This is a genomic window from Paenibacillus polymyxa (assembly GCF_001719045.1).
Lineage (GTDB): Bacteria > Bacillota > Bacilli > Paenibacillales > Paenibacillaceae > Paenibacillus > Paenibacillus polymyxa_B.
Genome location: NZ_CP015423.1, coordinates 2,737,469 through 2,761,431, shown reverse-complemented (window position 1 = coordinate 2,761,431; position 23,963 = coordinate 2,737,469). Strand labels below are relative to the sequence as shown.

General features: G+C 43.1%; 19 protein-coding genes and 1 pseudogene. 8 read left to right on the top strand and 12 right to left on the bottom strand.

What is annotated here, in order from left to right:
- Window positions 1–833: 833 nt before the first annotated feature.
- From AOU00_RS12320 to AOU00_RS12310, 3 genes and pseudogenes are all read right to left on the bottom strand, one after another.
- Window positions 834–2,279: a DEAD/DEAH box helicase gene (locus AOU00_RS12320; RefSeq protein WP_069290725.1), complete on the bottom strand. Its 1,446-nt coding sequence runs from the start codon at window positions 2,277–2,279 to the stop codon at window positions 834–836.
- Between the two features lie 428 nt (window positions 2,280–2,707).
- Window positions 2,708–3,154 carry a GNAT family N-acetyltransferase gene (locus tag AOU00_RS12315; protein WP_061829758.1) on the bottom strand — a complete coding sequence of 149 codons (447 nt, stop codon included), beginning with the start codon at window positions 3,152–3,154 and terminating at the stop codon, window positions 2,708–2,710.
- A gap of 226 nt (window positions 3,155–3,380) precedes the next feature.
- Window positions 3,381–3,614 (bottom strand): annotated as a pseudogene (locus AOU00_RS12310) (TetR/AcrR family transcriptional regulator); the annotation flags it as partial.
- Between the two features lie 324 nt (window positions 3,615–3,938).
- Here AOU00_RS12310 and AOU00_RS12305 point away from each other — a divergent pair.
- The 3 genes from AOU00_RS12305 to AOU00_RS12295 all read left to right on the top strand — a co-directional run bounded on the left by AOU00_RS12305 (window position 3,939) and on the right by AOU00_RS12295 (window position 6,058).
- Window positions 3,939–4,895 (top strand): endo-1,4-beta-xylanase, encoded by a 957-nt coding sequence (locus tag AOU00_RS12305; protein WP_069290724.1) that lies wholly within the window; start codon window positions 3,939–3,941, stop codon window positions 4,893–4,895.
- Between the two features lie 240 nt (window positions 4,896–5,135).
- Window positions 5,136–5,687, top strand: a complete 552-nt coding sequence (locus AOU00_RS12300; protein WP_069290723.1) for a TetR/AcrR family transcriptional regulator — start codon at window positions 5,136–5,138, stop codon at window positions 5,685–5,687.
- Window positions 5,687–6,058 carry a DMT family transporter gene (locus tag AOU00_RS12295; protein ID WP_069290722.1) on the top strand — a complete coding sequence of 124 codons (372 nt, stop codon included), beginning with the start codon at window positions 5,687–5,689 and terminating at the stop codon, window positions 6,056–6,058. Before AOU00_RS12300 ends, AOU00_RS12295 begins: the two co-directional genes overlap by 1 nt.
- Window positions 6,059–6,172: 114 nt before the next feature.
- Here AOU00_RS12295 and gnd read toward each other — a convergent pair whose 3' ends face one another.
- The 4 genes from gnd to AOU00_RS12275 form a co-directional block, all read right to left on the bottom strand.
- The gene (gnd, locus tag AOU00_RS12290) at window positions 6,173–7,576 is read right to left on the bottom strand and encodes a decarboxylating NADP(+)-dependent phosphogluconate dehydrogenase (protein ID WP_069290721.1); all 1,404 of its coding nucleotides are present in this window, start codon (window positions 7,574–7,576) and stop codon (window positions 6,173–6,175) included.
- 107 nt (window positions 7,577–7,683) lie between these two features.
- Window positions 7,684–9,030, bottom strand: a complete 1,347-nt coding sequence (locus AOU00_RS12285) for a GntP family permease (RefSeq protein WP_023991059.1) — start codon at window positions 9,028–9,030, stop codon at window positions 7,684–7,686.
- A 27-nt stretch (window positions 9,031–9,057) separates the two neighbouring features.
- Window positions 9,058–10,596: a gluconokinase gene (gntK, locus tag AOU00_RS12280; RefSeq protein ID WP_069290720.1), complete on the bottom strand. Its 1,539-nt coding sequence runs from the start codon at window positions 10,594–10,596 to the stop codon at window positions 9,058–9,060.
- Complete coding sequence (locus AOU00_RS12275; protein ID WP_061829764.1) at window positions 10,589–11,320, bottom strand: GntR family transcriptional regulator; 732 nt, start codon at window positions 11,318–11,320, stop codon at window positions 10,589–10,591. Before AOU00_RS12275 ends, gntK begins: the two co-directional genes overlap by 8 nt.
- 317 nt (window positions 11,321–11,637) lie before the next feature.
- On the opposite strand from AOU00_RS12275, the gene AOU00_RS12270 reads away from it, so the two are divergent.
- Together AOU00_RS12270 and AOU00_RS12265 are read left to right on the top strand one after the other, a co-directional pair.
- Window positions 11,638–12,933, top strand: coding sequence for a GntP family permease (locus tag AOU00_RS12270; protein ID WP_061829765.1), 1,296 nt, complete (start codon window positions 11,638–11,640; stop codon window positions 12,931–12,933).
- Between the two features lie 21 nt (window positions 12,934–12,954).
- Window positions 12,955–14,100 (top strand): glycerate kinase family protein, encoded by a 1,146-nt coding sequence (locus tag AOU00_RS12265; protein WP_061829766.1) that lies wholly within the window; start codon window positions 12,955–12,957, stop codon window positions 14,098–14,100.
- A gap of 173 nt (window positions 14,101–14,273) precedes the next feature.
- Here AOU00_RS12265 and AOU00_RS12260 read toward each other — a convergent pair whose 3' ends face one another.
- Both AOU00_RS12260 and AOU00_RS12255 read right to left on the bottom strand, forming a co-directional pair.
- The gene (locus AOU00_RS12260) at window positions 14,274–15,314 is read right to left on the bottom strand and encodes a CdaR family transcriptional regulator (RefSeq protein WP_081112444.1); all 1,041 of its coding nucleotides are present in this window, start codon (window positions 15,312–15,314) and stop codon (window positions 14,274–14,276) included.
- Window positions 15,315–15,608: 294 nt separating this feature from the next.
- Entirely contained in the window at window positions 15,609–16,739 is a 1,131-nt protein-coding gene (locus AOU00_RS12255) for an RDD family protein (protein WP_237166365.1), read from the bottom strand.
- Window positions 16,740–16,961: 222 nt separating this feature from the next.
- On the opposite strand from AOU00_RS12255, the gene AOU00_RS12250 reads away from it, so the two are divergent.
- On the top strand, window positions 16,962–17,519 hold the full coding sequence (locus tag AOU00_RS12250; RefSeq protein ID WP_061829825.1) for a GNAT family N-acetyltransferase: 558 nt from the start codon (window positions 16,962–16,964) through the stop codon (window positions 17,517–17,519).
- 48 nt (window positions 17,520–17,567) lie between these two features.
- On the opposite strand, the gene AOU00_RS12245 is transcribed toward AOU00_RS12250, so the two are convergent.
- From AOU00_RS12245 to AOU00_RS12235, 3 genes are all read right to left on the bottom strand, one after another.
- A complete protein-coding gene (locus tag AOU00_RS12245; RefSeq protein WP_061829768.1) occupies window positions 17,568–18,443 on the bottom strand; it encodes a GNAT family N-acetyltransferase in 876 nt (291 codons plus the stop codon).
- 89 nt (window positions 18,444–18,532) lie between these two features.
- Entirely contained in the window at window positions 18,533–18,949 is a 417-nt protein-coding gene (locus tag AOU00_RS12240) for a MerR family transcriptional regulator (RefSeq protein WP_061829826.1), read from the bottom strand.
- Window positions 18,950–18,975: 26 nt separating this feature from the next.
- Window positions 18,976–19,704 carry an SDR family oxidoreductase gene (locus AOU00_RS12235; RefSeq protein ID WP_061829769.1) on the bottom strand — a complete coding sequence of 243 codons (729 nt, stop codon included), beginning with the start codon at window positions 19,702–19,704 and terminating at the stop codon, window positions 18,976–18,978.
- Window positions 19,705–19,854: 150 nt separating this feature from the next.
- On the opposite strand from AOU00_RS12235, the gene AOU00_RS12230 reads away from it, so the two are divergent.
- Window positions 19,855–21,807, top strand: a complete 1,953-nt coding sequence (locus AOU00_RS12230; RefSeq protein ID WP_069290719.1) for a BglG family transcription antiterminator — start codon at window positions 19,855–19,857, stop codon at window positions 21,805–21,807.
- Window positions 21,808–21,976: 169 nt separating this feature from the next.
- Window positions 21,977–23,956 carry a PTS fructose transporter subunit IIABC gene (locus AOU00_RS12225; RefSeq protein ID WP_061829771.1) on the top strand — a complete coding sequence of 660 codons (1,980 nt, stop codon included), beginning with the start codon at window positions 21,977–21,979 and terminating at the stop codon, window positions 23,954–23,956.
- Window positions 23,957–23,963 lie beyond the last annotated feature (7 nt).

Here is a 23,963-nt window from a genome sequence, read left to right as displayed (position 1 = left end):
TTAAAAAGAAAACTATATCTGTATAACAAATGAAGATGAACCAAAGGGACATCTTTTCTAAAATTTTTTAAGTATTAAATCAACCCTCTAAGAGAATACGATAAAGCAGAACAATTATCACCAACGTTGTTGATTTCATAGAGCTTGGATTTTTATTGTGGAAATAAATAGAATAATAAATATACCTATCAAAAAATTAAAAAATAGATTGTAAAGAAAAAAGGGGATGGGAAAATGAAGTTTTATGATAATAGGGGAGTCCAGCTGGTGGTTGCACTTTTATATCCTGTTATAACATTTGTTATATTAAGTAATGGTCATACGATAGGTTCATGGACTGTTCCGGCCATTATTGCAATTTTGTTTTGTCTGTTATGGAAAAATACTTTTTATGTAATCATCTCTAATGTCTTGGTGTGGATTATATCCGTACCTATGTGGTGGCTGCTAGTTGAACGTGTGAAAACAGACCAGGGCGCTGAAATTTTCATTTCGTCATTACCATTCATTATATTGTTATACATATTTGCTGTATTGCTACCCGAGATTTCAATTGTTCTATTTAGACATTACATTTTTAATAACTTTAGACGTCGCAATAGTAAGTAAACTCTGAAACGATTCAGGAGTGCTTTTTCAAAATAACCTATGGATTAGGTGAAGATGACGATATGGTTTTATCCAAGAGAGCATACGATTTTCTTGCAAATTCAAAATGGAAAGATAAATTAAACGATCAAGAGATAAACTCGGCAATCCCGCCCGTATAGCTAACGAAAACCATCGGCTATGCTGGGCGGGATTGCCTCACCCTCTTTAGTGCAGCGTATCTTCTACTTATTCCCTTTGCGTACTTTTAACAGCTTACCCTTTACGGTTGTATTCTTCATAATCTCGAGCACCAGTGGACCTTTACCATTCAGAATCTCAACATCTGTCGCATAATCCAGAATCGTAATAATCCCGATATCATCTGCGGTGACCCCGTCAAGCTTAGCGATGGTCCCCACGAAGTCGACAGCTCTAAGTTTTTTCTTCTTACCGCCTTTAAAGTTCAGCTTCATAATCTGTTGGTTTAGTTGCTCGCGCTTATCTTTTTTGAGTGCGGTTTTTACATGCAGTTTCTGCTCAAAATCTTCTCTACGGAGGTCAACAGCCTCTTCTGAGGGAGCCTTTACCTGCGGAATCGCGAACCCAATATATGCTTCAATATCAGCTAATCTTCGGCCATCCTTAGGAGTGATGAGGGAAATGGCTTTACCCGTTTTGCCAGCACGTCCCGTACGTCCTGTGCGGTGAACATAGCTTTCCTTCTCAAGGGGAATATCGTAGTTAATGACATGGGTGATATTCGTGATATCAATTCCTCTGGCGGCAACATCTGTCGCGATCAAGTAACGGAATTGACCCCTTCTAAATGCATTCATTACCTCAAATCGCTCGTCTTGCTCCATGCCACCATGAATGCGATCACATGGATATTCAAGATCAGCCAATGCTCTGAATAATGTATCTACATTCTCCTGCGTACGACAGAAAATAATGCAGCTGTCAGGATTCTCAACAATCAGCAGATCTTGCAGTAGTGCCAGCTTGTCTGACTCCTTCACCTGAATAAGAGAGTGATCAATTGTAGCGGTCGTTATACCGGTTGCTTTTATTTCAATTTCAACAGGATCGTTCATATATATGTGTGACAGTCTGGCTACATCCTCAGGAAAAGTAGCGGAGAATAACATGGTAACCCGGTCACTAGGCAGGGCCTGAATGATCGACTGAACTTGCTCGATAAAGCCCATATTCAGCATCTCGTCAGCTTCATCAATCACGAGGTAGGCCATTCGATCTAACGATAGCGTGCCTCGTTCAATATGGTCCAGTACACGTCCTGGCGTACCTACAGCCATATGTGTTCTTTGTTTTAACTCGGCCTTTTGAATATGAAAAGGATGTTTTCCATAAAGGGGCGTCGCTTTTATCCGCTTAAAGCGTCCAATATTCGTGATGTCCTCGGTGACCTGTAATGCAAGTTCACGGGTTGGCGTCAGGATTAAAGCTTGGGGCTTATTCTCATTCCAATCTACTAGCTCACAAAGTGGAATACCATATGCAGCTGTTTTGCCGCTACCAGTTTGCGATTTGGCGACAAGGTCCTTCTTCTCAAGCGCAACTGGAATGACTTCCGTCTGAATCTCTGTTGGCGTCTCATAGCCCAAGCTATTCAGCGCTCTTACAATTTCTTCACTTAATGCGTAATCTGTAAAATGCTTCTGACTCATTTTCAACCTCTTCTGCGCTGTATTTGAATACCATTACATATATAATGTCATCGTGTATCGAACTTATACTCATATAGTATACTCTATATCCAGGTTCACTCTAATACATATCCATATTAACTGTTTGTCTAACTGAATCCTTGGAGCGTTTAACGAAGGGCTCGTCCATTTTCTCGTGTATGGTATCTGATGTGTTGGTCTACTGAGCTATTTTGCAATTTAACGACCGACAAACTTTACCCATGGATCTACGTTGAACAATTTCATGGAGAATTAATTTTGTCTTGCTGTTTTCCAGTACGTATCTTCAATTGTATCGGCATGTTTCCATATCCGCATGGCGTGAAAACATGTATTACGAACAAAGGGCACCCAATCGGGTACCCTTTGAACTGCCGTTAGCGCGGAAAATCGTATCAAAAGTATTGTTACGATGAAAAGTGAACCCAATCTCTCCCTTGGATAGCATCCATCTTTTTAAAGAAAATTTGAGCGCGTTTATTCTCAGTAGAAGTTATCCAGGTCATTTGAGCATATCCATGATTTTGTGAGTACTTTTGACATTCTAAAAAAAGCTGTGATTCTACTTCTGTATCTCTAAAGGGTTCCAATACAAATAGGTCGTTCATAACTGTGATTTTGTCTGCTTTCATCGTGCTAAAGGTAAAGAATAATGTAGCAAAGCCGATTAATTCTCCATTTTGTTCCGCCACAAACTGTATACCGTTTTGCTGCTCAAAAAGGGTTTGAATCAAATTATGAATTTTTTCGATAGGTGGCCTAGGGTTTTGATAAAAACCAACGATGTATTCATACATTAACTCGGTCAAACTGCTTAAATCATCAGGCTTAGCGTTTCTTATTAAAAATGACATTAGATGTACTCCCTTTTCATTGGTTTTGAATTAATATACATTATTAAGTATATATATGCAAAACTAAGATCAGTGAAGGAATCGTTTGAACTCATGCAAATGCGAAGAAGTATGTAATATGAGCGCAACAAAGGCTGCCGAGAAAATGTATCCGGCAGCCTTTGTTGCGCTGGGGGACATGTGCGTCGAGAATACACCCATTCGTTAAAATTGAATTCACTCTGAATTACTTAAGAAGTGTAAGTGTCACCTCTATCGTGTTATCAATAAATGATCGTTCTGGACGAGACTTTATCATTACCGTCAGTCCAATTAACGATACGACTAGCGCCTGTGATACAGCCTTCGCATCGAGCCCGATCTCAAGTTCACCTGATTGTATACCTCGTTCAATGGTTTCTTGAAATATAACCGATAGGTACATTTGATGTTCCCTTGTAGGAATTTCAAATTTCTCATCAACTTTGAGGGGATGGTTCCTCAAGCAGAAGTAAGCCAGCGTGCTAGCCAAAGTTATGTAGACGCAATTGCAAGAGCGCTTAATCCTTAAACTATTAAATGGGCAGTCTCCAAAGTGATATGCTACGAGGCTAGACTTTAATCGAAACGATGTGTTAAAGGAGCACCAGGTGTTCAGTCGCCCCGCAATGATGTAAAGTTTTTCGGGTAAAATCTTTACTTTTACATGTAGCGGACAATAACCTTCCATTCTTATAATTGGAAATGTAAGCGATTTATTTAGAGGTAGGAATATTAAAAACTATACGTATGAGGAGGAGATTGTATGTCGAAATTTAAAGTGGGCAAGTTGGTAAGCAGCTTGGCGTTGGCGGGTGTGTTGTTATCATCAGTTCTGATAAACCCGGCTAGTGCCAGTATGGCGAACGGTGGCAAATTCCTCGGGAATATCATTGCTGGAAGTGTCCCTGCAAGTTTCGGAACATACTGGAACCAGGTGACGCCAGAGAATTCGACCAAATGGGGGTCGGTTGAAGGCAGCCGTAACAACATGAACTGGTCGCAGGCGGATACCGCCTACAATTATGCCCGTAACAATGGCTTCCCGTTCAAGTTCCATACATTGGTATGGGGTGCTCAGGAGCCAGGTTGGATTAGCGGACTGTCGGCTGCTGATCAGAAGGCGGAAGTAACCCAGTGGATTAAAGCAGCAGGTCAACGCTATCCGAATGCGGAGTTTATAGATGTGGTGAATGAGCCCCTGCATCAGAAGCCATCCTTCCGCAATGCCATAGGCGGTGACGGATCGACCGGATGGGATTGGGTCATATGGTCGTTCCAACAGGCAAGACAAGCTTTTCCAAATGCCAAGCTGATGATTAATGAATATGGAATTATCAACGATCCCTCGTTAACCGACCAATATGTCAATATTATTAATCAGCTCAAGAGCAGAGGCTTGATTGACGGAATTGGTATTCAATGCCACCAGTTTAGCATGGACACTGTTTCAGTTAACACGATGAACACTGTACTGAACAAGCTGGCGGCAACAGGATTGCCAATCTATGTGTCGGAACTGGATATAACTGGTGACGACAACACCCAGCTTGCCAGATACAAGGAGAAATTTCCGGTATTATGGAAGCATTCTGCGGTGAAGGGAGTTACGCTCTGGGGGTATATCGAGGGACAAACTTGGAAGCCGAACACACATCTGCTGAATTCTAACGGCACGGAACGTCCCGCGCTCCAATGGCTGAGACAATATGTGCAGAGTTAAACTATAGGTGGCACTTAAAACCCAACAGATGCGAACTTTTGCCAAATGTCTGGGCTGGGTAGATGTTTATTTGACGAAGTCTTGGCTGAAATGTTATACGCCCAAGGCTTCTTTTTATTTAGCTTAAACCTAACGTATCAAAACCTAATCCAACTCAATTAGGCTTACATACCCAATCCATCACTTTAACCCACTTGAAATAAAACCGTCTGGACGGTATAGTAAAGAGGGGTGATCAATATGAATACAACTAAAAAAGCATTAAAAAGAGAATTAATTCTTAAAGCGGCCTCGATGATTGTGCACGAAGAAGGAGTAGAGAAATTAACGTTAGAAGCGGTGGCTAAGAAAGCGGGAATAAGTAAAGGAGGATTGCTTTACCATTTTCCGAATAAAGATGAATTGATTTTGGGAATGGTTGAACAACTATCGACCAGCTTTGTCTCCGAATTTAATGAGAGAGCAGAAAACGATATGCATTCCAAAGGAAGATGGACTCGCGCGTATATGAATACATCATTTTCTGGCGATCGGAATGCAAGTGACCTGTATACCGCTCTCTCAGCAGCACAGTTTACGAACCCTCACATGCTAAAATTACTTCAGGACGAGTATGAGAATATCCAAAATAAAATTGAAAACGACGAATTGGACCCCGTTCGTTCCACGATAGTCCGATTAGCTATAGACGGTTTGTGGTTTGCTGAAATGTTTGGGCTTGCTCCTCCCAATGAAGAAATGAGGCAAAAAATGATGGAAGAATTGAAAACATATATAAAGGAGAATGAATAATGGCTTATCTTTTCTTGGCAATCTCTATTGTTGGTGAACTTGTTGGAACTTCAATGCTTAAAGCTTCAGAAGGTTTCACCAGACTGTATCCGACTCTATTCACAATTGTGGCGTTCGTGATCTCTTTCTTCTTTATCTCCTTATCCCTTAAGACGCTCCCCTTAAATATGACTTATGCCATCTGGTCAGGTGTAGGAGCTGTTGCTACAACGCTTATTTCAGTATTGATTTGGAAAGAAAAAATCAATACAGGAAGTATCGCAGGTATTGCTTTAATTGTTATTGGCGTGGTGGTACTGAACCTATTTGGTGCAGGACATGGTGAGGCAAAAGGAACAACAGAAGCAACGAGTTCAATCGTTCAAAAATGAGATGAAATAGTATAGACACAAGAACATTGTAGCGAAAATGTATTCCAAAGGAGTGCCCTAATGAAGGGAAAAAACCACTTCATTAGGGCACTGGAGATTTACTACCACTATCAATCACTGCCAGTTTGTGTGAAAGGACCCTGCTGCATCACTTCGTTCATAAGTATGGGCACCAAAATAATCCCTTTGTGCTTGCAAAAGGTTAGCATTCGAAATGCCTGTCCGGTAACTATCGTAATAAGTAAGTGAAGCACTTAAACATGGAAACGAAGTACCAGAATTAATACCCTCACAGACAACTTTTCGTAATCCTTTTTGATACTCTTTAACCTTTTCAGCAAAATACGGGGCGATTAATAGATTAGCCAAATTCGGCTGTTCTTGATATGTTTCGCTAATTACGTTTAAGAATTCAGCACGAATGATGCAACCACCACGGAAAATAAGGGCTATATCCTTTAAAGGTAAATTCCATCCGTAAAGTTCAGAAGTCATTTTATATTGTATAAATCCTTGCGCGTAGGCACAAATCTTACCCATATAAAAAGCTTGTCTAATGTACTCAATCCACACATCTTTATCTAAACTTCGCTGATCAATCCCTGGTCCTGTTAGAATATTTTCTGCATAAACTCGTTCTTCTTTTAAAGAGGAGATGTAACGGGCAAACAATGACTCTGTAATAATGGATGATGGAATCCCATTGTCAATTGCTTGAATGCTTGTCCATTTACCTGTGCCCTTTTGCCCTGTTTTATCAAGAATCACATCGATTAATGGTAAGCCTGTTACATCATCCTTTTTCCGTAAAATCTCTGCTGTGATTTGGATTAAATAACTTTTCAGTTCCCCTTGATTCCATATTTCAAAGATATCAGCAATTTCATTCACAGATAAACGTAACCTTTTTCTTAAAAATGTATAGGTTTCTGCGATTAATTGCATATCTGCGTACTCGATTCCGTTATGTACCATTTTTACAAAGTGACCGGAACCTTTTGGACCCATATAAACACAACAAGGGTCTCCGTCCACGTGGGCCGCTATTTTTGTTAGAATAGAAGCTGCTTTTTCATATACGTTTTTATCTCCACCAGGCATGATCGAAGGTCCATTTAAAGCCCCAACTTCGCCGCCGGAAATACCGATTCCTAAATAACCGATTCCTTTTGACTTCAATTCATCATATCTACGTTCCGTATCTTTGTAATGGGAGTTACCACCGTCCATGATCACATCGCCTGCTTCAAGGAAGGGTACTAATGTACCTATTACCGAATCGACCGGTTTGCCCGCTGTTACCATAAGGAAGATTTTCCTTGGAGTTTTTAAGGAGTAAACAAAATTTTGAATTTCGTAGTAGGGATGGATGGAGTGACCTTCACTTTTTTTAACAAGATCATCCGTTAAATCCCTCGTATAATTATAGACAGCGACTTGCTCACCCTTACCAGCCATATTTAAAGCGATATTACGGCCCATTACCCCTAAACCAATGACACCAATTGTGTTGGACATTTTTTCTGCTCCTTTTATTTGAAATGAATAGGCCATAGATCCTCACTTATAGGCTTAGAAGATTCTAAGAAAAATAAGTGGGGGATCTACCGCCCGGGAATCATGGTTTATACGAATAAACTTAGTACTAAAATAAATCCTAATCCAGCTACAGAAATGATGGTCTCAAGCAATGTCCATGTTGCAAATGTTTCTTTCATGCTTAAACCAAAATATTCTTTAAACATCCAGAAACCAGCATCGTTAACATGTGAAGCTATTAAACTACCCGCTCCCGTTGCAAGCACAACTAAAGCAAGATTAACGTCGGATTGTCCTAACATCGGAATAACTAAACCAGCGGTTGTTAAAGCTGCAACAGTTGCAGAACCTAAGGAAATACGTAATATTGCAGCGATAATCCAGGCAAGTAAGATGGGTGATAATGTAGTTCCATTGAATAATTCAGCCACATAGTCACCTACGCCGCCATTAATCAGTACTTGTTTGAAGGCTCCGCCACCCCCAATGATTAAGAGCATCATCCCAATATGAGTAATAGCCGTTGTACAAGATGCCATTACATTTTTGATTGGAATTTTTCGTGCTATTCCCATGGTGTAGACAGCTACCAGTAAGGAAATTAACATGGAAGTTGATGCATCACCAATAAAACGGATCGCTGCTAGTAAACTGCTATCTTCAAATCCCATTGTTTTTTGAAGCAAAGTAATAACCGTAGCAATAGACATTAAAATAACAGGAAGCATTGCAGTAAATACACTGATACCAAATCCCGGAGTTTCCTCGGATTTAAATACTTTTTGTTCACCTAAAGAGGCGATATTACCGGTTTTCGTAAATGATGCAGGTACGAGTTTTTTGGCAAGCTTAGTAAATACAGGTCCAGCTAAAATAACGGTTGGAATGGCAATAATGAAACCGTAAAGTAAAACCTCACCAAGGTTCGCGCCATATTCACCAGCAATAACTGTTGGCCCTGGATGTGGAGGTAAGAAACCATGTGTTACGGATAAAGCTGCAACCATCGGAATCCCGAGATATAAAATAGAAACTTTTAATTCTTTTGAAATGGCAAATATGATTGGAATTAACAATACTAATCCTACTTCAAAAAATAACGCCACACCGATAATGAATGAAGCAGCTACGACTGCCCATTGGATATTTTTTTCACCAAATTTGTCTACGAGGGTCATGGCAATTCGTTGAGCACCACCAGAATCGGCGATCAACTTACCTAACATCGCTCCAAGTCCAAAGATTAACGCTAAGTGACCAAGGGTTCCGCCTAATCCGGCTTCGATGGTTTTGACAATTTCCTCTAATGGCATTCCAAGTGCTAAAGCGACGCCGAACGATACAATGATTAATGAAATAAAGGTATTCAATTTGAAGCCCATTATTAAAACTAATAATGCTAAAATTCCAATCGCTACGATAACTAATGGCATTGTAATTACCCCCTGCTTTTTATCTTTTTAGTGTTTAATTAAGCTTCTTTGATAATTGGAAATCCGTGTATAATCATCTTCTAATACTCTGGATAGGTTAATGAAAATGGGCAGCAATTTCCTATATTCCTTGGTCGCTTCTTCTTTTGGTGTATGTTTGTTGGTACTGCCAATCATTTCAGAAACGACTTCAAAGGACTGGATTTGTCCGGTGGCATACAAGCCTAAAATACAAGCCCCTAGACAAGAACTTTCGTAGCTTTCTGGAACGACGACTTCAGATGAGAATATGTCAGACATCATTTGCCGCCAAACATCTGATCTTGCGAAGCCTCCAGTAGCTTGAATTCGGGTCACAGGACCGTCCATACATTCGGTTAATGCTAAAAATACGGTGTACAAATTGTAAATGACTCCTTCTAGGGCTGCGCGAATCATATGTTCTTTCTTATGTGACATTGTTAAACCGAAGAATGAGCCACGTACGTCTGGGTTCCATAATGGCGCACGTTCACCAGCCAGGTATGGATGGAATAACAATCCGTCAGATCCTGGTCTTACACGTTCAGCAATCTTGGTTAGTACATCATATGGATCAATTCCTAGTCTTTTCGCTGTTTCTACTTCTGATGAGGCAAGTTCGTCACGGATCCAGCGAAGGACCATCCCGCCATTGTTCACCGGCCCCCCAATAACCCAGTGCTTTTCTGTTAAGGCATAACAAAATATTCTTCCCTTTTCGTCTGTTTGAGGCTTGTCTATAATGGTTCGAATGGCACCGCTTGTCCCGATTGTGACGGCAACTTCGCCTTTTCGTATCGCATTTACACCTAGATTAGAAAGGACTCCATCGCTAGCTCCAATGACAAACGATGTTTGTGGATCGATCCCCATCTTTTTTGCTAAATCTGAATTACAGTTGGTAAATATCCTGGTTGTTGGCACAAGCTCAGATAATTGAGAAGGGGTTATACCAGCAATTTTTAATGCCTCTTCATCCCAATCTAATTTTTCTAGATTCATCATACCCATGGCAGAAGCTAGGGAATAATCCACTACATATTGATCAAAGAACTTTTTAAAAATATATTCTTTAATTCCGATATACTTTTTAACCTTGACAGCGGTTTCAGGAAGGTCATTCACAATCCAGGCTATTTTCGTTAAGGGTGACATGGGGTGAATGGGTGTTCCTGTTCGTTTATAGACTTCATGGCCATTCAGCTCATCTTTTATTTTATGTGCCCATGCTTCACTTCGATTATCTGCCCAAGTGATACAAGACGTCAGTGGGCGGTCATTTTCATCCATCGCAATGACACTATGCATGGCACTGCTAAATGAAACAAACGATAGCTTTTTTTGTGAGTGATGTTTCATGATATTCGAAGTGGCTTGCAGGACAGCCTGAAAAATCTCTTCTGGGTTTTGTTCAGCTGTCGCTATATCCGGTGTATAAAGCGGGTATCCAATATTCTCTTGTTGGATGACTTCGCCTTTTTTGCTAAATAGAACGGCTTTCGTACTTGTGGTTCCGATATCTATACCTAACATATAGTTAGTCATTTTGTTGCACGACTCCTTTAGATAGCATTTGTTGTGACATCCATAGGTCTTCTACTTTACCTTGAACATCATCAAAGTTTTCATGTAAAGACTTGATCATGAGGTCTCTATCTTTTACTTTGATTGCTTCAATATAAAGTTCGTGATTGTTTATAATCCGTGTAAAATCTTCATACTTTTCAGTGAAACGCATACGCATCGACAAAAGAATGAGACTTTCCATAACAGGCTTTAAATTATTCCAGATCATCAGAATATGTGAATGATTGACTGCACGAATAATCGTTTCATGGAACAAGACATCTTGATATGAAAACTCATCAGCATCATTATATTTGACGGCAACTTTCATCATTTCGAGTATTTTACTAAGTTCCTTCGTCAAATCATTAGTGTCCATCTTTACAAGACGTTCAAATACGAAGGATTCTATGAGCAGACGGACATCATAAATTTCTTCTATTTCTTTTTCTGATAGGCCAATAACAACGGCTCCCATTCTTTCTAATCGAATGATATTTTCGGATGCCAGTATTTTTAACGCTTCACGAATGGGTGAGCGACTTACAGTGAAATCAGCAGCTAGTTTATTTTCAGATAATATGGTACCGCTTTCAATCCCGCCAGAAATAATGCGCATTCTAAGCTCGGATGTTACGCGATCACCAGCTGAGGCTTTTAAAAGCCATTTGGAGGGATATAGGAATTCTGATTCGACCATCATTTCACCTTCTCAATTAATCAAGTATACTTGTATACAGGTATTATAATCTGAAATTTTAAATTTGCAAGCGTATACATTAAATTTGTTTTGTAACGCCACTATACATAAAATGAAAATTGCATATTAAGACATAGATCCTGTTCGGATCTTCTCATATATAATGCTAGACTCCATACTGATTTCAACTATAGGTTCCAATTGAAGTTCGGATTTTTTGTTCAAATGCACAATCAATTTCGTCTGTTCTTCAATATTTTTAACGTGCGGCAATCGATATAATGAAAGCGTAATCAAAAATTGCCCGGGGGGTTAGACAGATGGAAGGATTGACGATCAGTTGGATAGGAGCTCTGGCAGGGCTGGCTATTGCAATTATTCTGATATTAAGAAAGCTGAATCCGGTTTACGCTTTATTTTTGGGAGCTATTGTAGGCGCTTTATTGGGCGGAGCCAATTTGGAACAGACGATCAGCGTGTTAATAAGCGGTACGCAAAGTGTGATGGGGACGGTCATTCGTGTGCTTGCCGCAGGTGTATTGGCAGGTGTAATGATGGAATCCGGGGCAGCGGAGACGATTGCGCAGGCTATTGTAAAGAAGTTCGGCGGCAGTAAAGCGATACTCGCACTAGCCTTGGCGACGATGATTATTACGGCGGTAGGTGTATTTATTCCCGTTGCCGTGTTGATTGTGGCACCTATTGCATTGTCGGTCGGTAACAAAATGGGGATTTCCAAGCTGGCGCTCCTGTTGGCTTTGTCTGGAGGCGGAAAAGCGGGGAACATCATCTCTCCCAATCCTAATACGATTGCAGCGGCGCGCGGATTTAATCTGGATTTAAGCCACGTGATGTTGGCGGGTGTGGTTCCTGCGATATGCGGTTTAATCATGACTGTTTTGGTGGCATCTCTGTTGAAAACCAAAGGTGTGAAGGTGTCCGACCAGGATATCATGGACAGTGATGTCGATACATCAAAATATCCAGCGTTGGGACGGGCGATTGTAGCCCCGCTGGTAGCTGTTATTTTGCTGATGATTAACCCGATTGGTTCCATCTCTGGTATTGAAGCACTTTCGAATTTCAAGGTGGATGCGATGTATATTTTGCCGGTCGCTGGGATTGTAGGTATGCTGGCCATGGGACAAGGGCGCAATATCCTGAAGTATTCGGCCTCCGGTTTGAATAAAATGACGGCGACCGTGCTGATTTTGATCGGTGCAGGCGGGATTGCGGGTCTGATCTCTGCCTCCAACTTGTCTGCTCAGGTGGTTGGCCTGATTGAAGCTTCGGGAGTTTCCGGTACATTTTTGGCACCGCTTGCAGGTATTCTGATGGCAGCTGCTACGGCGTCCACCTCGACTGGCGTTATTTTGGCGACAGGCTCGTTTGGGGAAGCCATTCTGAACATGGGAACGGCCCCACTCGCTGCAGCTGTGATGGTGCATACAGGAGCTACAGTCATTGATTCCTTGCCGCAGGGCAACTATTTTCACGTCACGGCAGACAGCATGAAAATGAGCATTAAACAACGGATGGGATTGATTCCTTACGAAGCTATTGTGGGTGGAACGATGGCAATTGTAGCGACAATCATGTATGGATTTTTACTTTAATATTCACGATGGGGTGAGAAGATGAGAGAGAAAACATTTGTGCTGGCACCAGATTCTTTTAAAGAAAGCATGACGGCTAAAGAAGTGTGTATCGCGATGGAGAAAGGACTGCGCAAGGTCTATCCGGCAGCGAATTATGTCCACGTACCGATGGCGGACGGCGGTGAAGGAACGGTGCAGTCACTGGTGGATGCGACAGGCGGGCAGATTCGTTATATCGAGGTGACAGGACCGCTTGGAGAACCTGTAACTGCTGCATACGGCTTGCTGGGAGACGGCACCACGGCGGCAATCGAGATGGCATCCGCCAGTGGAATTCATTTGGTCAACAAGGATAACAAAAACCCGTTAAAGACAACAACCTACGGCACAGGGGAGTTAATCCGTGAATGTCTGAACCAGGGAATTCGAAAAATTATCATCGGCATTGGCGGAAGCGCGACGAATGATGGCGGTATAGGAATGGCGGAAGCGCTGGGCGCCAGATTTTTGGATGCAACAGGTAATACTCTTCCGCGCGGCGGCGGTAGTCTGGGCGAGCTGGCCAGTGTTGATATTTCATCACTGGATGACCGCTTGCAGCAGGTACAACTGATTGTTGCCTGTGATGTGACAAATCCGCTGTGCGGAGAGCATGGGGCATCTCAAGTATTCGGGCCACAAAAAGGGGCAACCCCGGAGATGGTGCAGCAATTGGATGCCAATCTTGCTCATTACGCCGATGTGGTGAAACAGCAGCTGGGCAAGGATGTGCGCGATCTCCCAGGCGCAGGCGCAGCAGGTGGATTGGGTGCGGGCTTATTGATTTTCACTCAGGCGACGCTGCAAAAAGGCATTGAAATTGTGATTGAATACACCGGTTTAAAACAAAAGCTCGCCACTGCCGATATCGTTTTGACGGGGGAAGGCGGTATTGATTTTCAGACCAAATTCGGTAAAACTCCTTATGGAGTAGCTCAGGCGGCAAAACAGTCTGGTAAAAAGGTCATTGCGGTCGCAGGTTATATTGGGGAAGGGATCGACACGTTGTACAAGGAAGGGATCGATGCGGTGTTTGGCATCGTGCCGGGAGCCTCGGAGCTCGGTAAGCTGCTGGCCGAAGGGCCGCAAAACGTAGAGCGTACGTGCGAGAATATCGCAAGAGTACTTCAGTTCAGCGAGAAATGAACAGATGGAGAAGTGGGTTATAAACATAAAACGGCATCATACAAATACGATATAATACGAGCGCTCGCCTGTAATCCCGAACTTAGCCAAAGCCGGATTGACTGAGAAATTGGGGAGTGACGGCGAGCGGAAATATGATATTACTGGCGCATGGTCTGGCGTGAAACAGCAGTTCATTGATACAGTGCCAATAAGCCATGCGTAAGCTCAAAAAGCTGAAGGAGGTTCCGGGGATCTTTACCGGTTAAGGTATGGATGCGCTTCAGGCGGTATTGCAGCGTATTTCGGTGAATATTTAATTCATCTGCGGTGAAGGAGACACTGCCGTTATGGTTAATAAAGCTTCGCAGCGTATCCAGCAAATCCACAGTATCTTCCAGCTTGCTAACCAGATAGATCGTGTTCGTCAGGTTCGTTTGACTCAATTTGACCAGAAACTCGACTTCCGCAAAAGAAATTTTTTGCACAGGCGGGCGCAAAGCCAGTAAAACATTCATAGCTGACTTGGCTTGCATATAAACATCCGCAATGTTGTGCTCCTGTCTGCTGACCGTAATCAGCACATCGGGATGGCTACGCACAAGTGGCTCTAGCAGTTTGTCTGTCGGCTCCTGATTTTGTATCAGAATGAGATAGCAGTCTTCCTCCATACGAAAGGACGGATGCTGCATGAATATATTGGACAACTCGGCTAAATGAGCTGGATCAGCAGGCAGATACTTTACATATACAGCCGAAGTTTTTAGAAGCAAATCAATGTGATATTGAGCGGCTTCTTTTTTTATTTTTTGCGTGTAGGCTCCTTGATGATTTAACAACATTTCCAGCACAGATTTTTTGCGATTGGCTTCATGGGCCAGATGCTCCAGCGAGATGCGCTGTTCAATCAGGAGAGACACCGTAGTTTTAACAATATTGCAAAAAGGACGCACTTCATCGGGATTGCCTGAAATACCAATGACACCAACTAACTCATGATGAATGACAATCGGTTCATTGGTTCCCTTTTTCTCATAGTGGCCGTCCTGCCACACTTCAACCATTTTCCCAGTTTCGAGCGCCTGAACAGCTCCTTGGTGAATGGTTCCGATTCGTTCACTCTCGCCGCTGCCAATGATGATGCCTCGTTCATTCATAATATTTATATTGTATGGAATATCCTTCATCATTTTGTCTACGATGTCTTGGGCTTGTTTTTCGGAGAGCTGAAACAAAATCCGGATTCCTCCTTTAGCTATAGTGATATAGCGTATTTTAATGTACCACCTTAATGAAAGGGTTTTCAATTCATTGTGCATCTGAACAATATGATAAGGCGGATTACCGAACATGTCAGTCAATTTTATCATAGATGTGAAATTGCAGCGTATTATGATAATCCATTAGACGATGTTATATATTTTTGTATTGAGTGTAATCTAAGGAAGAGTATAGTTGTACGCAAAAAAACAGGGCTCATAGGAGCACCTGCTTTTTGTGTCTATCCTTTTTATTGCCAGCCACGCTGTCTAATGACGAACCTCGCGGAAGCTATAGGTTATGTCGTGTAGTTCTTTCTTTAAACGGGCATCTTTAGACGCTGGTGCATATCCAAGCACCTGGTAGTAATTACTTTCGGTCTCAATAATCGCTACATGGGTAACATATTTGTCCACATCTTTCTTGCCTTTAATCACGAACTCAAGGGCAGGATATCCATAAATGGTTGTGTTAGAGACAGGTCCTACACTGGACAGGTTCCACTCTTTGGTTAAGTTATTTTCAGCTTTCTTACCATACTGTTGGAGAGTTATATTGCCCAATTGCTTTTTTGAGTGGGATAGTACCACAACGGACTTTTGGATGTACGGATTGAATATTGCAATCTCTGCCTTTCCTTCACGGTCCGGGTCTGTTGACCAGTCCAGCGGGGCCGTGATTTGAAACCGTCCATCTTTACTTACATAGCTTTGCTCTTTCTTACTCACCGGAACTTCAGGAGGTACGTAACTGTCTGCAAGTATAAAAATAGCATTTACAAACGAGGCTCCCAAGATCACCATTGCGGTAAAAAATATAAAGAGCGAACGTTTCATTGTCTTTTTGCTAATCGGCTCTAAATCCCGTACCTTTACAACATATGTACCTGCAGCTAAATCTCCAATTCGTTGTCTTGATGCAGTTACTAACACACTGATACCAGCAGGTATCCCACCCATTAGCAATGGATTGGTGTCGATTAGCCTGAGCAGCGTACGAATGAGTGATTTAAGAAAACCAGGAGGCTTTCCTTCCCCGTTAACCACCTGAATACGAAAAACGAACTTACCCAGCGTATAGCCTGTGTAACCTTCCAAAAGTAAATAATAGCTGAAGAAAGCAATAAGCAGAATACAACGGGTTGCAATCGCTAAAGGCAAAAACCATCTGTCCGTTATTTGAATGACAGAAATAAAAAAACAAGTATACCCGATTACAAAAAATATGCAATCAAAAACCGTTGCTCCCCACCGTCTAAACAGAGTAGAATTCCCGTATGTTTTTGATAACGCCGCCATCCTGTTTGGATCTACCCCATAATTTTGACCATGCTGAATGTACGTCTGTCTTGAAGTTTCCTGCGGAATGTGTGATATGTGCTGTTCGTCCAAAAAATACACCTCTTCTTAATAATTAAAAACACACTCCTTATATTAACGGTCATTTTATAATCCATGTTTAGGAAAACATTCTATAAACAAAGAAATTATTATAAATATCCCTTCCTCCCATTTACTCTATAATTGGAAGAAGAAAGTAACGATAAGCGATTATTGAACTCGGGAGGTATGGGTATGCAAGAAGAACTGGCAAAAGCGAACAAGGCAACAAAAGGTGAGAATGTGAAAGGTGAGTTTCCGGTTATAACGACTGAACGTCTCATATTACGAAAAATGGTAGCGACGGACAGCAAGGACATGTTGGAATACTTTTCAGATGAGCAGGTTATGAAGTTTTATGGACTGAGCCCGTTTGAGTCTGAACAGGATGCGCTGGATGAGATTAGTTGGTATGATCAGATTTTTGAGACAGATCAGGGAATCCGCTGGGCTATTCAAACAAATGAAGGTAAAATCATCGGTTCTTGCGGATTTCATAACTGGGATCAACGTCATCACCGGGCAGAAATGGGCTATGAATTGTCCAGAGTCTATTGGGGCCAAGGGCTAATGTCGGAGGTACTTGCAGCTGTAATCGACTATGGGTTTAACACCCTCTCATTGAACCGCATTCAGGCGCTAGTAGAGCCAGAGAATGCACAATCCTTGCGGTTGCTTGAAAAAGCAGGCTTTCGGCAAGAAGGGCTCCTCTCCCAATATGAATTTACGTTAGGAAAATATGATGATCTTTATATGTGCGCATTGCTCAAATCAGTGTATATCAATCGTTCTCAGAAATGATAGATGTAGGTGAATCAAGCAGGGGAGCATGGATAGGAAGAAGGTTGATCATTGTACAACATGATCGACCTTCAGCGGCATACCCATTTCATATTGCTCAATGGGGTCTTTCAAGAGACCTATTTTTTGGATAAAGCCTTCAAGAGAGTCATTGTCAGACAGACAGATGTTCACCTTCTCAATCTTTTGGATCTCTGCTGCTCTATGAAGGAGGGCGCATCCTAATCCTTGGTTGCGATGCTTAGGATCGACCCAAAGAAAGTTGATTTTACCCTTAGCACTCATGCTCACCATGCCGAGGCACGTTTGATTTACTTCGTAGATGCCGAGAAAAGCTTCCTGTGTACTGGTGGCGTAATAAGGTGTGTCACTTTGCCAATGGATGTGGCAGTCGATAAGGGTCTTTCGAAAAGCTGCGATGTCATCAAATGTAACTTCCTTAAAAATATACGAAGATGAGAGGGCAGCGGGTGGCGCGGAGGGCAGAGTGCCGTTGTAGTATTTCAGCGTATAGCGTGGCTGATAGCCTTGCTTTTCATATAATTTGACGGCCCGATGATTATCCTTGATGACTTCAAGCCATAGCTGCTGGCAACCCGCGGAGATGGCTGTTTGTTTATGTAATTCCAGCAACTTGTTGCTAATCCCCTGACCGCGGTAAACCGGAGCGATGCATAGCGTGCCGCAACGCATGGTCTTGTACCCGTCGAACTGCCGGACACCGCCGAGAATTAAGCCGATCGGTTGATCCTCATCCATGGCAAGGAAAGAGTGATTCCGTGTATTACCCTCTGGACCAAAAAAACGTGCTGCGAAATCGTCCTGATCCATGGTCAGGCGAATGGAATAATCCGAGAACCCAAGCGAAAACGCTTGAAAAATGTGTTCCATACTGACGTCATTGCATCTCACATAGGTGATCACCGTTATTCCCCCTAGAAATTCATACTATATTTGGATTATAGGGAATTAAGGGAGCTCCATCAATCTCCCGCTGAAAATAAAAAACCCCCTTAAAAAAGGGGGTTGCAATTCGTGTCGCTAAGATCAGGATTGGTAGAGAGGTCACGATAATGGTTGAGCTTATATTCAATAATTTTTTGGGTTTCCATTAGTCTGGAAATTTCTTGTTGAATCTTCTGATTATGTTTCTCAAGTAAGGATTGTCTGATCGGAATGGTGCTGTTGCCTTGCATCGAAAGTTCTCGATAATGCTTCATTTCCTCTATAGTCATTCCAGTAGCTTTTAATCGGGTTAAAAAGATAATCCCCAGAATCTGATCTCTACTGTAGAACCTGTGTCCGTTAGCCTTTCGTTCTGCATAAGGCAGTAAGCCAATTCGCTCATAATAGCGTATAGTATCTTCTGTTAAACCTGTTAGTTTTGCAGCTTGACTAATAGAGGTTATGGTCTCCGGAATTTCCTGCAAAGTATCCCACTCCTTAATTGTAACGATTACCAAGGCACTTCTCCATTCGAGTCGAAAAACCCTCCTGACGGCCCGTCATTATTTAAAGTGGCTAAACGAACAACGACAGCAGCAGCTTGTTGTACCGAACCCGGTCCTGTAAAGCCATTTAAGTCAGTGGCGGTAAAGCCAGGGTCAGCCGAATTGATTTTGAGAGGTGAGTCTTTGAATTCTTTGGCAAGGGTGACGGTGAACATATTAACCGCTGCTTTACTGCTATTATAGGCAAGCAAATTAAATTGGGCATGCTTATGCTCAGGATCGCTATTATAGGTTAACGAACCAAGGCCACTCGACAAGTTAACGATTCTACCGCATGGAGATTCTTGCAATAAAGGTAGCATGGCTTGCGTCACGGCGACCAAACCGAACAAGTTCGTTTCATACGTTTCTCTTAAATCGTCCAAAGAGAACTGACTTGGAGGAGTGGCTCCTCCTAAAGATATGCCGGCATTGTTGATGAGTACATCAAGGGAACCGAATTCTTGTTTGATCTGTTGGACTGCGGAATCAATCGTACTTTGATTCGTCACGTCTAACAAAATAAATCGGGCTTCTACTCCCTCATTAGCCAACTTAGCCACCGCTTCCCGGCCGCTCTGCTCATTCCGTGAGCCAATCAGGATTGTAAGACCCATACCCCCCAATTGTCTGGCTGTTTCATACCCGATGCCTTTGTTGGCCCCAGTAATAAGAGCTGTTTTCCCAATGGTCATGAGCGATTCCTCTTTTCATTATTCTTGAATTTGGCGGCCACCATGCTTTAAATGTACTACTTGGAGTATACTTAAAGTCAACACAAAACCAGCAAAAATATAGATCGAAATGCCCTGGACATTCTTTATTTTGGAAGATGGGAGAATGGAATGAATAAAAGGCAAATGGAAATTTTACGCATGTTGTTAACTGAACCGGACCGGTTGTGGTTAGCGCAGGATCTGGCGGATCTGACCGACTGCTCTGAAAAGACGATCCGCAACGATCTGAAAGTAATTGAAGATTATATCGTCAAGCATTCTGATGCCAATCTGGTGAGAAGGCCGGGACGCGGCATTTATCTGGAGATGGGTGAAGCGGATCAGAATGAATTGTTCCATCGACTGTATGCGGACGAGAGTACAGCCCAACATGAGTCGGATGAGGAAAGGGTGCTTCATCTCGCCTATCGGCTCTTGATGAATGCCAAGCCTGTGACCATCCAGGATCTAGCTTCACAGTATTATGTGAACAAGACGGTGATTCGTAGAGATATGGAGAAGATCGATGGCTGGCTGCACAGCTTTGATCTGGCCTTGATTACCAAGCAGCGCGTTGGATTGACCATTCTAGGCTCTGAGAAAAATAAGCGCATCGCTTTGGCGCGTATGAACCAGCTGATTGACAGTCCTGAGTTAACAGGACAGATGATGCGCAAACAGTTTGAATCGCACGAGATTACAACCATAAATCATGAATTAAAAGCATTTCAAAAACGCCATGAGCTCAGCTTTACTGACGAAGCTTTCGAAGCTCTCATGCTGCATATCCTCTTAATGGTCAAACGAACCAAGATGGGACAACCCATTTCGCTCTCCAAGCAGGACATTGCCTTTTTGCAGGAGAGACGTGAATTTACATGGGCTACGTCTTTTTTGCAGCAGTTGCAAAAGTTGTTTGCTGTGCCTTTTTCCAAGGAAGAGACGGCGTATTTAACTCTGCATCTGCTTAGCGGGAAGTTCCGTTACCAGCAGGAGGGAAGAACAGGAAAACAAGGTGAGCTGGCAGATAGCCACCCGCTTTTGCCTGAGTTGATTGAGCAGTTAGTCCGGCGGATGTCCGAGCTGAATATGATTGCCTTTTCTAAAGACAAGATGTTACTGAAAGGGTTGAATGTCCATTTATATACGACCCTGAACCGTCTTCAATATGGATTGACCGTGTCCAATCCTATGCTGGCCGAGATCAAGAAGATGTACCCCTACATGTTCGACCGAGTTATTATTACACTGGAAGAGGTGGGGAAATGGACCCGGCTATCCTTCCCCGAGGAGGAAGCGGCGTATTTAACGCTGCATTTTCAGGCTTCTGTGGAGCGATTGCACCAGAAAGAGAGTCATCCCCAGAGAGCCATCATCGTGTGTCACATGGGCATCGGTATGTCCCAACTGCTACGCACCAAGGTGGAACGTAAATTTCCGGCTGTACATGTGGAGACAACCCTTTCCAAAGCAGAAGTCCAGGACTATCTGGCAGCCCAGGAGGTGGATCTCGTCATTACCACTGTAGATCTCCCAGAGATGAACATTCCGCACATTCTCGTCTCTCCCTTGCTGGATGCCAAGGACGAACGTCGACTGGAGCAAGTGATCCGACGACTGGATGAGCCGGAACATAGGGCAGCAGAAGAATCGGTATTTTTTAAATATACAACACCTTTTTTGGTCTTTCCCCAGCAGGAAGTGCAGCATCCGGAACAATTGATCTCCAAGCTGGCGCAAATACTGGAGGACAAAGGATATGTAGAGCCTGGTTATGTGGACAGCGTACTGGCGCGAGAAAAAATGTCGGCCACGACGATTGGGGGAGGCATAGCCATCCCGCATGGCGGTTCTGAGTGGATAAGGCAGTCCTCCATTGTAATCGCTACCTTGAAGCAGCCGCTTACCTGGGGAACCGAGAAAGTAGAGCTTGTGTTCTTGCTTGCGGTCAAACAGGATGGGCGGGAAGAAATGCGCCAGTTATTTAAGGAATTGTCCCTGATCAGTGAGCAGCCTGCTTTGGTTCATGCCTTATCTAATGAGACCGATGCGATGAGATTATTAGGGAGAATGAAGGGATAAACTAAAATCAAAAGCTGTGCTCTGGAACAGGACTTATAGATAAGTCCTGTTTTTTGTTGGTATAATTCCGTTTTTCCGAAAGTTCCGGTAAAAAGTTCGTCCGATAACAGCAAGATAGGCGTTTATACTATCAATGTAAGCGGAAACAACAGAGAGAAGGGGAATGACTATGAAGATTTTGGCGATTACCTCATGTCCTAACGGAATTGCACATACGTATATGGCAGCTGAGAATCTGCAAAAGGCAGCAGCAAAGCTGGGCATCGAGATGAAGGTCGAGACACAAGGCTCCATTGGAGTCGAAAATCAACTGACCGAGCAGGAGATCCGTGAGGCAGATGGCATTATTATTGCAGCGGATAAAACGGTGGTTAAAGACCGCTTCGTCGGTAAGAAACTGCTGGTCGTTGGCGTACAGGATGGCATTCGCCGTCCAGAAGAATTGATCCAGCGGGTGATGAAGGGTAATGTACCTGTGTACCAAGCAGAGTCACGTTCTGCCGAAGGTAGCTCACAGGAGAACAAACCGAAACAAAATCCAATCTACCGCCACCTGATGAACGGTGTATCCTATATGGTACCCTTCATCGTCATTGGGGGATTGCTCATTGCCATTGCGTTGACGATAGGCGGTGAGAAGACACCAGGCGGTCTGGTTATACCGGACGGTTCATTCTGGAAGACGGTTCAGGATATCGGTTCGGCTTCGTTTACCTTTATGATACCGATCCTCGCCGGATTTATCGCGATGAGTATTGCAGATAGACCGGGGCTTGCACCGGGTATGATTGGCGGATTCATTGCTGCGAACGGCAGCTTTTATGGAAGTGAGGCGGGGGCTGGATTTATCGGCGGCATTATCGCTGGTTTCTTGGCCGGTTATGTTGCACTTGGGATTCGGAAAATCAAGGTTGGCCGAGCATTACAGCCGATCATGCCTATAATTATTATCCCTGTATTGGCATCGTTAATTGTTGGATTAATCTTTGTCTTTGTGATTGGTGCTCCAGTCGCACAATTGTTTGAAGCTTTAACAGGTTGGCTTGCAGGTATGCAAGGTACAAGTTCAATTCTACTGGCATTGATTCTAGGTGCGATGATCTCCTTTGATATGGGCGGCCCTGTGAACAAAGTTGCTTTCTTATTCGGTTCGGCCATGATCGGCGAAGGGAATTATGAAATTATGGGGCCAATTGCCGTTGCGATTTGTATTCCGCCGATTGGGATGGGACTTGCAGCGATGATCAACAAACGTAAATTTGCACCTGCGGAACGCGAGGCTGGGAAGGCAACATTCACAATGGGGTTGTTCGGTATTACCGAAGGTGCAATTCCATTCGCGGCGCAAGATCCACTACGTGTTATTCCTAGTATCATGGTAGGATCCATGGTCGGTTCAGTCATTGCGATGTTGGGGAATGTAGGTGACAAGGTAGCTCACGGTGGACCGATTGTAGCTGTACTTGGTGCAGTGGACCATGTGCTCATGTTCTTCATCGCCGTTATTGTCGGCGTAGCTGTATCGGTTGTCCTGGTGAGCTTGCTGAAAAAAGATATTGCAGCAACTGTAACTCCTGATGTTGCTGGGGAAGCTGGACAATCTGCGATTACTACAACGGCCGCTACGGAGTCATCTGCTTCAACAACTGTTACAAATAATGGGCCAGCCGTTTCTCCACAAGCCATTCACATTGAGAAACTGACGGATATTGTAACGATGGATCTGATTAATTTGGATCTGGAAGGAACGACACGAGATGCTGTGGTTGATGAAATGATCGGAGTACTTGAGAGAACTGGAGCCGTAAGCTCTGCCAGTGATTTCAAACAGGCGATATTAGCCAGAGAGGAAGAAGGCTCCACAGGCATTGGAATGAATATTGCCATTCCTCATGGCAAATCGGAAGCGGTCCTGAAGCCAAGCGTGGTCTTCGGCATCAAGCAGGGCGGTGTTGACTGGAATAGTGCAGACGGAAGTGAAGCAAAACTGATCTTCATGATTGCCGTACCGCGCAATAGCAAGGAAAATGCGCATCTGAAAGTATTGCAAATGTTATCGCGTAAGCTGATGGACGATCATTTCAGAGAAGCGCTCCTGGCGGTTAAAACGAAGGAAGAAGCATATCAATTGCTGGATCAGGTGCATTAATTCAAAG

What these genes read in the sequence shown, in the direction of transcription:
- AOU00_RS12320 (WP_069290725.1), bottom strand. Translation starts at nt 2,279, where the DNA reads ATGAGTCAGAAGCATTTTACAGATTACGCATTAAGTGAAGAAATTGTA.
- AOU00_RS12225 (WP_061829771.1), top strand. Translation starts at nt 21,977, where the DNA reads ATGAAGATTTTGGCGATTACCTCATGTCCTAACGGAATTGCACATACG.
- AOU00_RS12295 (WP_069290722.1), top strand. Translation starts at nt 5,687, where the DNA reads ATGGCTTATCTTTTCTTGGCAATCTCTATTGTTGGTGAACTTGTTGGA.
- AOU00_RS12270 (WP_061829765.1), top strand. Translation starts at nt 11,638, where the DNA reads ATGGAAGGATTGACGATCAGTTGGATAGGAGCTCTGGCAGGGCTGGCT.
- AOU00_RS12300 (WP_069290723.1), top strand. Translation starts at nt 5,136, where the DNA reads ATGAATACAACTAAAAAAGCATTAAAAAGAGAATTAATTCTTAAAGCG.
- AOU00_RS12230 (WP_069290719.1), top strand. Translation starts at nt 19,855, where the DNA reads ATGAATAAAAGGCAAATGGAAATTTTACGCATGTTGTTAACTGAACCG.
- AOU00_RS12275 (WP_061829764.1), bottom strand. Translation starts at nt 11,320, where the DNA reads ATGATGGTCGAATCAGAATTCCTATATCCCTCCAAATGGCTTTTAAAA.
- AOU00_RS12305 (WP_069290724.1), top strand. Translation starts at nt 3,939, where the DNA reads ATGTCGAAATTTAAAGTGGGCAAGTTGGTAAGCAGCTTGGCGTTGGCG.
- AOU00_RS12265 (WP_061829766.1), top strand. Translation starts at nt 12,955, where the DNA reads ATGAGAGAGAAAACATTTGTGCTGGCACCAGATTCTTTTAAAGAAAGC.
- AOU00_RS12315 (WP_061829758.1), bottom strand. Translation starts at nt 3,154, where the DNA reads ATGTCATTTTTAATAAGAAACGCTAAGCCTGATGATTTAAGCAGTTTG.
- AOU00_RS12285 (WP_023991059.1), bottom strand. Translation starts at nt 9,030, where the DNA reads ATGCCATTAGTTATCGTAGCGATTGGAATTTTAGCATTATTAGTTTTA.
- AOU00_RS12235 (WP_061829769.1), bottom strand. Translation starts at nt 19,704, where the DNA reads ATGACCATTGGGAAAACAGCTCTTATTACTGGGGCCAACAAAGGCATC.
- gntK (WP_069290720.1), bottom strand. Translation starts at nt 10,596, where the DNA reads ATGACTAACTATATGTTAGGTATAGATATCGGAACCACAAGTACGAAA.
- gnd (WP_069290721.1), bottom strand. Translation starts at nt 7,576, where the DNA reads ATGTCCAACACAATTGGTGTCATTGGTTTAGGGGTAATGGGCCGTAAT.